Raw genomic sequence first — 12,368 nt, 5'->3', positions numbered from 1 at the left:
TTCGTTGAGGAGTCGTTTAGATAGAATCAGCATTTATCATTGCCAGAACATTTATTTGGAATATTTATGAACCTCAAGGGAAAACGCAGAACGCTGTTTCTGCTGCTGGCGGTCGTGGTGTTAGCCGGTGGGTACTGGCTATGGCAGGTGCTGAATGCGCCGGTGCCGCAGTATCAGACGCTGATTGTTCGTCCGGGCGAACTGCAACAAAACGTCCTCGCGACGGGCAAACTTGATGCCCTGCGCAAGGTTGACGTTGGCGCACAGGTCAGCGGTCAGCTGAAAACGCTGTCGGTTGAGATTGGCGATAAGGTAAAAAAAGGCCAGCTGCTCGGCGTGATCGATCCTGAACAGGCCGAGAACCAGATCCGCGAGGTGGAAGCCACGCTGATGGAGCTGCGCGCGCAGCGTTCGCAGGCGCAGGCAGAGCGTAACCTGGCGCAGGTAACGCTGACCCGCCAGCAGGCCCTGGCGAAAACCCAGGCTATTTCAAAGCAGGATTTAGACACCGCCGCGACTGAACTGGCGGTGAAACAGGCGCAGATTGGTACGATTGACGCGCAAATCAAGCGTAATCAGGCCTCGCTGGATACGGCGAAAACCAACCTTGATTACACAAAGATCGTCGCGCCGATGGCCGGGGAAGTGACGCAAATTACCACGCTGCAGGGCCAGACGGTAATTGCCGCCCAGCAGGCGCCAAACATTCTGACGCTGGCGGACATGAGCACCATGCTGGTGAAGGCCCAGGTCTCCGAGGCGGATGTGATCCATCTTAAGCCGGGGCAGAACGCCTGGTTTACCGTACTCGGCGACCCGCAAACCCGCTACGAAGGCGTGCTGAAAGATATCCTGCCGACGCCGGAAAAGGTTAACGACGCCATTTTCTATTATGCGCGTTTCGAGGTCCCGAACCCGAAGGGCGTGCTGCGTCTGGACATGACCGCCCAGGTGCATATCCAGCTGACCGGCGTGAAGAACGTGCTGACCGTTCCGCTCTCCGCGCTGGGTGAATCCGCCGGGGACAATCGCTATAAGGTGAAAGTGCTGCGCAACGGCGAGACGCGCGAGCGCGAGGTGGTGATTGGCGCGCGCAACGACACCGACGTGGTGGTGGTAAAAGGGTTGGAAGAGGGCGAGGAGGTTGTTGTCAGCGAAAGCCTGCCCGGAGCCGCTAAATGACCGCGCTGCTTGAACTGAATGACATTCGTCGCAGCTATCCGTCGGGCGACGGCCCGGTGGAGGTGCTGAAGGGCATCTCCCTGCGGGTGGAGGCGGGCGAGATGGTGGCGATCGTAGGCGCGTCGGGTTCCGGTAAATCGACGCTGATGAACATTCTCGGCTGCCTGGATAAGCCCACCAGCGGTACCTACCGCGTGGCCGGGACGGACGTCTCAACGCTGGACGGCGACGCCCTGGCGAAGCTGCGCCGGGAACACTTTGGCTTTATCTTCCAGCGTTACCATCTGCTCTCTCACCTTAGCGCGGCGCAAAACGTAGAGGTGCCCGCGGTGTATGCGGGCGTTGAGCGGAAGAAACGCCTTGAGCGCGCGAAGGCGCTGTTAACGCGTCTGGGGCTGGCGGAGCGGGTGGATTACCAGCCGTCGCAGCTGTCCGGCGGCCAGCAGCAGCGCGTAAGTATTGCCCGTGCGCTGATGAACGGCGGGCAGGTGATCCTCGCGGATGAACCGACCGGAGCGCTCGACAGCCATTCCGGCGAAGAGGTGATGGCGATCCTGCATCAGTTGCGCGATCAGGGCCACACGGTGATTATCGTTACCCACGATCCGCAGGTGGCGGCCCAGGCTGAACGCATTATCGAGATCCGCGACGGTGAGCTGGTGAGCAACCCGCCGCCGCGCGAGGCCAGAACGGCGGCACCGAAGGAAGCGCTGCCTGCTTCGACCGGCTGGGGACAGTTCTCCAGCGGCTTTCGTGAAGCGCTGACCATGGCCTGGCTGGCGATGGCGGCCAATAAAATGCGCACTCTGCTGACCATGCTCGGCATCATCATCGGTATTGCCTCGGTGGTGTCGATAGTGGTGGTGGGCGACGCGGCCAAGCAGCTGGTGCTGGCGGATATTCGCGCTATCGGCACCAACACCATCGACGTTTATCCCGGCAAAGACTTTGGCGACGACGAGCCGCAGTATCAGCAGGCGCTGAAGTATGACGATCTGGCGGCCATCCAGAAGCAGCCGTGGGTGAACTCCGCCACGCCTGCGGTCTCGCAAAACCTGCGTCTGCGCTACGGCAATATCGACGTGGCGGCCAGCGCTAACGGCGTGAGCGGCGATTACTTTAACGTCTACGGCATGACCTTCAGCGAAGGGGCCACCTTTAACGCCGAACAGCTGGCGGGAAGGGCGCAGGTGGTGGTGCTGGACGCAAACTCGCGCAGGCAGCTTTTCCCCAATAAAGCTAACGTGGTGGGCGAAGTGATCCTGGTCGGCAACATGCCTGCCACGGTCATCGGCGTGGCGGAAGAGAAGCAGTCGATGTTTGGCAGCAGCAAGATCCTGCGCGTCTGGCTTCCCTATACCACCATCTCCGGGCGGATTATGGGGCAATCCTGGCTCAACTCCATCACCGTGCGCGTGAAGGAGGGCTACGACAGCGCGCTGGCCGAACAGCAGCTTGAGCGGCTGCTCACCCTGCGCCACGGGAAGAAAGATTTCTTCACCTGGAATATGGACGGCCTCTTGAAAACGGCAGAAAAGACCACACGTACTCTTCAGCTGTTCCTCACGCTGGTGGCGGTGATTTCGCTGGTCGTCGGCGGTATCGGGGTGATGAACATCATGCTGGTGTCGGTAACCGAGCGTACCCGGGAGATTGGCATCCGCATGGCGGTCGGGGCCAGAGCCAGCGACGTGCTGCAGCAGTTTTTGATTGAAGCCGTGCTGGTGTGTCTGGTCGGCGGTGCGATGGGGATTGCGCTCTCGATGATGATCGCCTTCGCGCTCCAGCTCTTTTTACCCGGCTGGGAGATTGGCTTCTCGCCGGTGGCCATTATTACCGCATTCTTGTGTTCAACCTTTACCGGCATTTTGTTTGGCTGGTTGCCCGCCCGCAACGCGGCGCGACTGGATCCGGTGGATGCGCTGGCTCGGGAATAACCCGAAAATAAAAATGCCAGCCGATCGGGCTGGCATTTTGACTGCGGGATGTACACAATAAAACAGAGAGCTATGCAACCGTCTCTGCTTCAATGGGGACGATAAGGCTTGCATGATTGCCTTTTGGTCCCTGGTGGACATCGAACCGGACGGACTGCCCGGCTTTGAGCGTTCTGTAACCATCCATCTGAATGGTGGAATAGTGAGCGAAGATATCCTCGCCGCCGCCTTCGGGGCAGATGAAGCCAAACCCTTTGGCGTTGTTGAACCACTTAACAGTACCCATTTCCATGCTTCGACATCCTTCGTAAATCTTATAAGTTAAGATGGAATGAACCGGTGGTGGAGTGGGGGCTGTTCAAAACCTCGCCATCTCACGCTTGTACAATTTAGAGAAACGAAAGACGTCGTCAAGCGTTTGGCGCTGGAGATGGGACAATAATCAACCAAAGTTTGAAGCAGTTAACGCTATTGCAACAGTTTGTGACAGACATCGCGGATGACAGTAATAGATGATTGTTATCTAACATCTGAGGTAGATTCAAAGTGGTTATGCAAAATGGGTAAGACCAACGACTGGCTGGATTTTGACCAGCTGGCGGAAGACAAAGTGCGTGACGCGCTAAAACCGCCATCTATGTATAAAGTTATGTTAATGAACGATGATTACACGCCGATGGAATTTGTTATTGACGTGCTACAAAAGTTCTTTTCTTATGATGTAGAACGTGCAACGCAACTGATGCTTACCGTTCATTATCGTGGCAAAGCTATCTGCGGCATCTTCACAGCCGAAGTGGCGGAAACCAAAGTGGCGATGGTGAACGACTATGCGAGGGAGAACGAGCATCCGTTGCTGTGTACGCTGGAAAAGGCCTGATAAGGCATAAAATTGGGGGAGGTGCCTATGCTCAATCAAGAACTGGAACTCAGTTTAAACATGGCTTTCGCCAGAGCGCGTGAGCACCGACATGAGTTTATGACCGTCGAGCATTTACTGCTCGCACTGCTTAGCAACCCATCTGCCCGCGAAGCGCTGGAAGCCTGCTCCGTGGATCTGGTGGCGCTACGTCAGGAACTCGAAGCCTTCATCGAACAAACCACACCGGTGCTGCCTGCCAGTGAAGAAGAGCGCGACACGCAGCCGACGCTCAGCTTCCAGCGCGTGCTGCAGCGCGCGGTATTCCACGTCCAGTCTTCTGGACGTAGTGAAGTGACTGGCGCAAACGTCTTAGTCGCCATCTTCAGCGAGCAGGAGTCACAGGCTGCCTATCTGCTGCGCAAACACGAAGTCAGCCGCCTCGATGTGGTTAACTTTATCTCTCACGGAACGCGCAAAGACGAGCCTAACCAGGCATCGGATTCCAGCAATCAGGTCAATAACAATGAAGAGCAAGCAGGCGGGGAGGATCGTATGGAAAACTTCACCACCAACCTTAACCAGCTTGCTCGCGTCGGCGGTATCGACCCGCTGATTGGTCGCGATAAAGAGCTGGAGCGCGCGATCCAGGTGCTGTGCCGTCGCCGCAAGAACAACCCGCTGCTGGTGGGGGAATCTGGCGTGGGTAAAACCGCGATTGCCGAAGGCCTTGCCTGGCGCATTGTGCAGGGCGACGTGCCGGAAGTGATTGCCGACTGCACCATCTACTCGCTGGACATCGGCTCGCTGCTGGCGGGCACCAAATACCGCGGTGATTTTGAAAAACGCTTCAAGGCGCTGTTAAAACAGCTGGAGCAGGACACCAACAGCATCCTGTTTATCGATGAAATCCACACCATCATCGGCGCGGGTGCGGCCTCTGGTGGCCAGGTGGATGCGGCTAACCTGATCAAACCGCTGCTCTCCAGCGGCAAGATCCGCGTGATTGGCTCCACCACCTACCAGGAGTTCAGCAACATCTTTGAGAAAGATCGCGCGCTGGCGCGCCGCTTCCAGAAGATCGACGTGACCGAACCGTCCGTCGAGGAAACGGTGCAGATCATCAACGGCCTGAAGCCGAAGTACGAAGCGCACCACGACGTGCGTTACACCGCGAAAGCGGTGCGTGCGGCGGTGGAGCTGGCGGTGAAATACATCAACGATCGTCATCTGCCGGATAAGGCGATTGACGTGATTGATGAGGCAGGGGCGCGTGCGCGCCTGATGCCGGCCAGCAAGCGTAAGAAAACCGTTAACGTGGCGGATATTGAGTCTGTGGTGGCCCGCATCGCGCGTATCCCTGAGAAGAGCGTCTCTCAGAGCGACCGCGACACGCTGCGTACCCTTGGCAATCGCCTGAAAATGCTGGTCTTTGGTCAGGATAAAGCCATTGAGGCCTTAACCGAAGCGATCAAGATGGCCCGCGCAGGACTGGGGCATGAGCACAAGCCTGTCGGTTCCTTCCTGTTTGCCGGCCCGACCGGCGTGGGGAAAACTGAGGTAACGGTTCAGCTCTCTAAAGCACTGGGCATTGAGCTGCTGCGCTTTGATATGTCCGAGTATATGGAGCGTCACACCGTCAGCCGTTTGATTGGTGCGCCTCCGGGCTACGTGGGCTTTGACCAGGGCGGCCTGCTCACCGACGCGGTGATCAAGCATCCGCACGCGGTACTGCTGCTCGATGAAATCGAGAAAGCGCACCCGGACGTGTTCAACATCCTGCTGCAGGTGATGGACAACGGGACGCTGACCGACAACAACGGGCGCAAAGCGGACTTCCGTAACGTGGTGCTGGTGATGACCACCAACGCCGGGGTGCGTGAAACCGAGCGTAAATCTATCGGCCTGATCCACCAGGACAACAGCACCGATGCGATGGAGGAGATCAAGAAGATCTTCACGCCGGAGTTCCGTAACCGTCTGGACAACATTATCTGGTTCGATCACCTCTCTACCGAGGTGATCCATCAGGTGGTGGATAAGTTCATCGTCGAGCTGCAGGTTCAGCTGGATCAGAAAGGCGTGTCGCTGGAAGTGAGCCAGGAGGCCCGCAACTGGCTGGCCGAGAAAGGCTACGACCGTGCGATGGGCGCCCGTCCGATGGCGCGTGTGATTCAGGACAACCTGAAGAAACCGCTGGCGAACGAGCTGCTGTTTGGCTCGCTGGTGGACGGCGGCCAGGTGACCGTGGCGCTGGACCAGGCGAAGAACGAACTGACGTACGATTTCCAGAGTGCGGCGAAGCACAAGCCGGAAGCGGCTCACTGAGTGAATTGAACGTTAATGTTAAAAACCGGGCGAATGCCCGGTTTTTTTATGCCTGCTTTTCTCCCTCTCCCTGTGGGAGAGGGGGGGGGTGAGGGCAACAGACCGCAGAGGAATTTTGCGAAGCGCTTTCCAGTTTCGTACTACGTTGGTTGCTGGATAAATCAACAGTAATAAAATGACGGCGCACCTGCAAAATCAGGTGCCGGGATTGGCGTCCTGAAAGTGTGCACAAACAATCTTACGTGCATAAAGGATTACATATGACTGATATTAATAATTTCGCCCAACTTTACAGCGAACTCTCCCTCAACCCCGATCTCCCCACCCTGGCCGAACGCTGCAAACTGCTCACCGAAATCCTTCTCGATTGCAAATCACTCCCGCAAACGCAGCCCGTTTGCCGCTGTCTCGGAGCCTGGCTGGAAGAGGTGAAATCCGGCCTCACAGAATCAATGCGTGATTTTCAAGTGTTGGAATTTGAGAACGAAGCGGAAAAACCGCGACAAAAAGAGTGGTTGCTGGAAGATACAGAAACGAAATGCGACTACTGCCGGGCGTTAAACCATGTGCTGCTGGTGTCGCATTTTGACTGCGATATGTTGCCGCACCTGACGGGGTTGCTGCATGACATTACGCATTCAATGGCCGCGGATGTCGTTGCACCTCAAAGTGCAGAAACGGTAATTCATATTATTTCCTGAGTGCTATCTGAGGCGTCGGAGGTGTTCCTCTGACGCCATTGGTTTAAACCCTTTTTTCTGATGCTTACGTAACTTATTAATTTATATGGTTCTAATTTACGTCCCAGAAAAAGGGTTTTATGCGAAAAAGTTGATTATTTTGTTTGCTAACAATAGGATGGCGTTGTTTCCTTTCAGTTCACTGCCGTACAGGCAGCTTAGAAATTGGTCTGGTACAACCTCCCTTTGATTAATAAGTTCACTGCCGTACAGGCAGCTTAGAAAGGTTATGGACTTTCGTTTCGTGGGCGGGAATGGTTCACTGCCGTACAGGCAGCTTAGAAATTTTGCTGTATCGGTTTATGCAGATGCAGCGATGTTCACTGCCGTACAGGCAGCTTAGAAACAGGCTTGATAAAGCCGCCATCGTCGATCAGTGTTCACTGCCGTACAGGCAGCTTAGAAAATACATACACCCCGAAAAGAGCACCAGCAAAAGTTCACTGCCGTACAGGCAGCTTAGAAAAGTCAGGGGAGCCGCGGAAACGGGCGCGGCAGGTTCACTGCCGTACAGGCAGCTTAGAAAGCCCGCGCGGTAGCGCATATTGCGGACCTTGATGTTCACTGCCGTACAGGCAGCTTAGAAATGTGATGATCGTCGCTGTAGGGCTCGTCAGAACGTTCACTGCCGTACAGGCAGCTTAGAAAAGACTGCAGTCGCCGATCCGCTGCCGCGCGCCGTTCACTGCCGTACAGGCAGCTTAGAAAAAAGCGATGCATAAAGTTGCAGCGCTGGCACAGTTCACTGCCGTACAGGCAGCTTAGAAAGCGCAGATTGCCGCCCGTCTCGGACGAACAGTGTTCACTGCCGCACAGGCAGCACAACTAAAAAAACTCTCTAAAACATTCAGCTTACCTATTTAAAACTTAATACGATCAAACCCACATTCTTTATTTTTCGCAATGAATAAAAAATTCATTCACATACCAATTATATTCCAATGAATATATTGTTCGTAAAAATAATGCATTAAATGGAAAAGTGATTTTTCACTTTATTATCGCGGTAATTACTCTTCATTTGATACCCGTCACATTTGTTTTCATATTATCTTCGATAACATACCGCGCATTCAACACCTTGAAATAAAAGCCCTTGCTATGTCCGTAAACAGCATCACTCCAACAGACTTAAAAACCATCCTGCATTCAAAGCGCGCCAATATTTATTACCTGGAAAAATGTCGCATCCAGGTGAATGGCGGGCGCGTTGAATATGTCACCCAGGAAGGCAAGGAGTCGTTTTACTGGAATATTCCCATCGCGAATACCACGGCAGTGATGCTGGGAATGGGAACATCCGTGACACAAATGGCAATGCGGGAGTTTGCCCGGGCGGGCGTGATGGTCGGTTTCTGTGGAACGGATGGTACGCCGCTTTATTCAGCGAACGAGGTGGATATTGACGTCTCATGGCTCAGCCCGCAAAGCGAATACCGCCCGACCGTATATTTACAAAACTGGGTCTCATTCTGGTTTGATGAAGAAAAACGTCTGCAGGCGGCAAAGCATTTTCAGTTTGTCCGTTTACAGCAAATTGAAAAACAGTGGGAGAGGCTGCGGATGCATCGGGAAACGCCTTTTCAGCCTGATAAGGTCGCGCTGAAGACTATTCTGGATCGGGCCAGAACGGGCATGGAAAACGCACAGGACCACACCTCGCTGATGCTCCAGGAAGCGCAGCTCACGAAATCGCTCTACAAACTGACCAGTCAAACGGTGGGCTATGGCAGCTTTACCCGCGCCAAACGCGGTGGTGGGGCGGATATGGCGAACCGTTTCCTCGATCAGGGCAACTATCTGGCCTACGGGCTGGCGGCTGTCGCGGCCTGGGTAACGGGCATTCCTCACGGTCTGGCGGTTATGCACGGTAAAACCCGACGCGGCGGGCTGGTTTTTGATATTGCCGATCTAATCAAAGACGCCCTCGTTATGCCGCAGGCGTTTGTTGCGGCTATGGAGGGTGAGGATAGTCAACAGTTTCGTCAGCGCTGCATCAACGCATTTCAACAGTCTGATGCGCTGGATGTGATGATCACCACGTTGCAGGACACCTCTCAATCGCTGGCGGGAGTGGCACAATGAATGTGCTGATTATCTCTCGGTGTACCAAACGTGCGCGCGAGCAAAGCTGCCAGATTATCGATCAGTTTGCTGAACGTACGGGTGATGCCGCGTGGCAGACGACGATAACGATGGAAGGCGTTAACGCGCTGCGCAAGCTGCTGCGTAAAACGGCACGCCGTAATACCGCCGTGGCCTGCCACTGGCTGAAAAAAAACGGTCAAAGCGAGCTGTTATGGATAGTCGGGAATTTGCGTCGCTTTAATGCGCAAGGGCGCGTGCCAACGAATCGCACGACGCTGCAAATTATCCGGAACGATGGTGAACACCGCTGGCAAAGTGCGGAAAGCATCGCCTTGCTGGCGGCGATTGCCGGGCTGTTTCATGATTTTGGTAAAGCGGGGATGTGCTTCCAGCAGACGCTTAAGGGGGAGAGTCAGCACGTTTGCCAGCCGTATCGCCATGAGTGGATCTCGGTTCGTCTGTTCGAGGCGTTTGTAGGAGAGCGTAGTGATGAACAGTGGCTGGCATCGTTAACGCAGCTTAAGGCCGCTGACGAAAAAGCCATGCTGAAAGCGCTGAAGATGGACAGGGTAGAGTGGAGCAATAGCCCGCTCGAAAAATTGCCCCCGGTGGCGAGGGTGGTGGCGTGGCTAATGCTATCGCACCACCGTTTACCTCAACCGCATCCGGCAAAGACCTCATTACTGTACAGCGAAGGCTGGATTGAGAAACAGCTGAACGCAGACTGGAACGCGCTTAATCATAAATCCAATGAAAAACATCAGTGGAAAGCGCGTGATTTTAAAAATGTCTGGACATTCCCGCACGGCACGCCGCTAAAAAGTCAAACCTGGCGCGAGAAGGCCCGACAGATTGGTAAACGCATCCGGAACCTGCCTGCGCTACTTCAGGCGGGATCGCTGGATAATCTTTTCACCCTCCATCTCGCCCGCCTGTCGCTGATGCTGGCCGATCACGTTTACTCCTCACAACCTGCATATTTAGCCTGGCAGGATGATGCCGTCCCGTGCTGGGCCAACAGCGACCGCCAGTCCGGACAGCTTAAGCAAAAACTGGATGAGCACAATGTCGGTGTCGCACATCAGGCGCTGTTGATGGGACGTTCTCTTCCGGCGCTGCGTCGTTCATTGCCCGCCATCGCCCGGCATAAAACGTTCCGGGAAAGGGCGAAAGAATCGCGTTTTCACTGGCAAAACAAGGCGTGGGACGTAGCGTCTTCTCTGCGCGAGAAGAGTGCCGGGCAGGGCTTCTTCGGCATCAATATGGCCTCGACCGGATGCGGGAAAACCTTTGCTAATGCCCGGATTATGTATGCTCTTTCGGATGAGCAGGAGGGGTGCCGCTTCAGCGTGGCGCTGGGGTTACGCACGCTGACGCTGCAAACGGGGCAGGCTCTGCAGTCGCGCCTGGGGCTGGATGACGACACGCTGGCCGTCGTTACCGGTGCTGCGGCAGTGAAGGAACTGTATCAGGGCAACGATGCTGAAGACACCAGCAGCGCCAGCGACGAAACGTTTTTCGCCAGCCACCATTACGTGCATTACGAAGGGGCGACCAGTAGCGGCATCGCGCAGCAGTGGCTGGCGAAAGAACCGGCGCTCAATCGCCTGGTCAGTGCCCCGGTGCTGGTGACAACTATCGATCACCTGATGCCTGCAACGGAAGGCGTACGCGGCGGCAGGCAGATCCCCGCCATGCTGCGCCTGATGACCAGCGATCTGGTGCTTGATGAACCTGACGATTTTGACGTTGATGATTTGCACGCCCTGTGTCGGCTGGTGAACTGGGCGGGAATGCGCGGTTCTCGCGTGCTACTTTCCTCTGCAACGCTCCCCCCCGCGTTAACGGAAGCGCTGTTTGAAGCCTATCGGGAAGGGCGCAGAGCCTGGCAGGCCGCGTGCGGTCAGTCGGACAGACCGATGAGTATCTGCTGCGCCTGGTTTGATGAGTATGGCGCGCAGTCGCAGGATGTGGCCGACGATGCTCAATTTCGTCAGGCGCATGGCGATTTTGTCACGCGGCGTATTAAACGTCTGCCAGACCAGCCCCGGCTTCGCCTGGGTAAACTGGCCGCCGTGGAGCCGCATTCGTCCTGTAATGCTGATGTTGTCTTTGCGCTGGCGCAGACGCTGCACCAGCAAATGTTCGCACTGCACGGTCATCACCGTAGCACCCATAAAAGCGGCAAAACCGTGTCGTTTGGTCTGGTGCGGATGGCGAATATCAACCCGCTGGTTGCCGTCGCGCAGGCGCTGATGGCATTGCCTTCTCCGGACAATTACCGCATTCATTATTGCGTGTACCACAGCCAGCACCCGCTGGCTGTGCGTGCGGCGATTGAAAAACGGCTCGACGCCGCGTTCACGCGGCACGAACCGGAGCGGGTCTGGCAGTTGCCTGACGTTAAGCAGGCGCTGATGTTACCGGAACAGCATCATCTCTTTGTCGTGCTTGGCACATCCGTTCTCGAAGTCGGGCGCGATTTTGATGCCGACTGGGGGATTATCGAGCCGAGCTCGATGCGTTCACTTATTCAGTTTGCGGGCCGTATTCAGCGCCATCGTCAGATCGTGCCTGAGAGCGAAAACCTGGTGATTCTGGAACGCAACGTGCGTGCGCTTCGCGGAGAAAAGATCGCCTACTGCCGACCCGGTTTTGAAACCGAGCATCATCTGCTGCCTCACCACGATCTCCATGAACTGCTCAGCGAAGAGGGCTATCGCACGCTGAATGCGATCCCGCGCATCGTGGAAAACCTGCCCGGCAATGCGCTGGCGGCGCTGGAGCATGCCCGTTTGCGCGCCGCGCTGTTGGACGGCGGCGATAAATCAGATGCTGTAGCCGCGTCGTGGTGGCGACTGCCGCTGACGTGGAACGGTGAGTTGCAGCGGCGAACGCCGTTTCGCCGCTCGTCGCCGCAGGACGCTTTCTTTTTGAGTATGGAAGAGGAAGGCGATGAACCTGAGTTTTGCCTGATGCAGGAGAACGGGGTGTTAAAACCTGCGGGACGGTTTTGCGAGAAGTCCTTATCGATGGCCGAGGGTGTAGAGCCGTGGATGGCGATTGATTATGGCGAGGTATTACAGGCGCTGGCCGAGACTAAGCAGATGGAGCTGGGCGCGGTATCGCGACGGTATGGCGAAATCACATTGAGAATCAGCAGGGAGGAGGAGACAGAGCAATGGCTGTATCACCCAGTGTTGGGTGTGTTCAGGGAATATCGATAAGGAGCCA

At 55.8% G+C, this 12,368-nt stretch carries 8 protein-coding genes and 1 CRISPR repeat array; of the genes, 7 read left to right on the top strand and 1 reads right to left on the bottom strand.

Annotated elements, in window-relative coordinates; all coding sequences use genetic code 11:
- Positions 1 to 66 precede the first annotated feature (66 nt).
- Positions 67 to 1,182, top strand: a complete 1,116-nt coding sequence (gene macA / locus ACHH0Z_RS04235; RefSeq protein ID WP_045406001.1) for a macrolide transporter subunit MacA — start codon at positions 67 to 69, stop codon at positions 1,180 to 1,182.
- On the top strand, positions 1,179 to 3,119 hold the full coding sequence (gene macB / locus ACHH0Z_RS04230) for a macrolide ABC transporter ATP-binding protein/permease MacB (RefSeq protein ID WP_045406003.1): 1,941 nt from the start codon (positions 1,179 to 1,181) through the stop codon (positions 3,117 to 3,119). The genes macA and macB overlap by 4 nt, the downstream gene beginning before the upstream one ends.
- Before the next feature lie 70 nt (positions 3,120 to 3,189).
- On the opposite strand, the gene cspD is transcribed toward macB, so the two are convergent.
- Positions 3,190 to 3,411, bottom strand: a complete 222-nt coding sequence (gene cspD, locus ACHH0Z_RS04225; protein WP_008499993.1) for a cold shock-like protein CspD — start codon at positions 3,409 to 3,411, stop codon at positions 3,190 to 3,192.
- A gap of 267 nt (positions 3,412 to 3,678) precedes the next feature.
- Here cspD and clpS point away from each other — a divergent pair, with 267 nt between their 5' ends.
- The 5 genes from clpS to cas3f all read left to right on the top strand — a co-directional run bounded on the left by clpS (position 3,679) and on the right by cas3f (position 12,361).
- Entirely contained in the window at positions 3,679 to 3,999 is a 321-nt protein-coding gene (clpS, locus tag ACHH0Z_RS04220; RefSeq protein WP_006174393.1) for an ATP-dependent Clp protease adapter ClpS, read from the top strand.
- Between the two features lie 27 nt (positions 4,000 to 4,026).
- Positions 4,027 to 6,306, top strand: coding sequence for an ATP-dependent Clp protease ATP-binding subunit ClpA (gene clpA, locus ACHH0Z_RS04215; RefSeq protein ID WP_014831269.1), 2,280 nt, complete (start codon positions 4,027 to 4,029; stop codon positions 6,304 to 6,306).
- Positions 6,307 to 6,566: 260 nt separating this feature from the next.
- On the top strand, positions 6,567 to 7,007 hold the full coding sequence (locus tag ACHH0Z_RS04210) for a hypothetical protein (protein ID WP_045406796.1): 441 nt from the start codon (positions 6,567 to 6,569) through the stop codon (positions 7,005 to 7,007).
- Between the two features lie 176 nt (positions 7,008 to 7,183).
- Positions 7,184 to 7,874: direct repeats of the CRISPR family, unit length 28 nt; unit sequence GTTCACTGCCGTACAGGCAGCTTAGAAA.
- A gap of 273 nt (positions 7,875 to 8,147) precedes the next feature.
- Entirely contained in the window at positions 8,148 to 9,131 is a 984-nt protein-coding gene (gene cas1f, locus ACHH0Z_RS04205) for a type I-F CRISPR-associated endonuclease Cas1f (RefSeq protein WP_045406794.1), read from the top strand.
- Positions 9,128 to 12,361, top strand: a complete 3,234-nt coding sequence (gene cas3f, locus ACHH0Z_RS04200) for a type I-F CRISPR-associated helicase Cas3f (protein ID WP_045406792.1) — start codon at positions 9,128 to 9,130, stop codon at positions 12,359 to 12,361. The genes cas1f and cas3f overlap by 4 nt, the downstream gene beginning before the upstream one ends.
- Positions 12,362 to 12,368 lie beyond the last annotated feature (7 nt).

It is taken from the genome of Enterobacter cloacae complex sp. 2024EL-00227 (genome assembly GCF_043945315.1).
GTDB lineage: Bacteria > Pseudomonadota > Gammaproteobacteria > Enterobacterales > Enterobacteriaceae > Enterobacter > Enterobacter roggenkampii.
The sequence above is the reverse complement of the archived record's forward strand: the minus strand, read 5'-3'. Positions and strand labels throughout refer to the sequence as shown.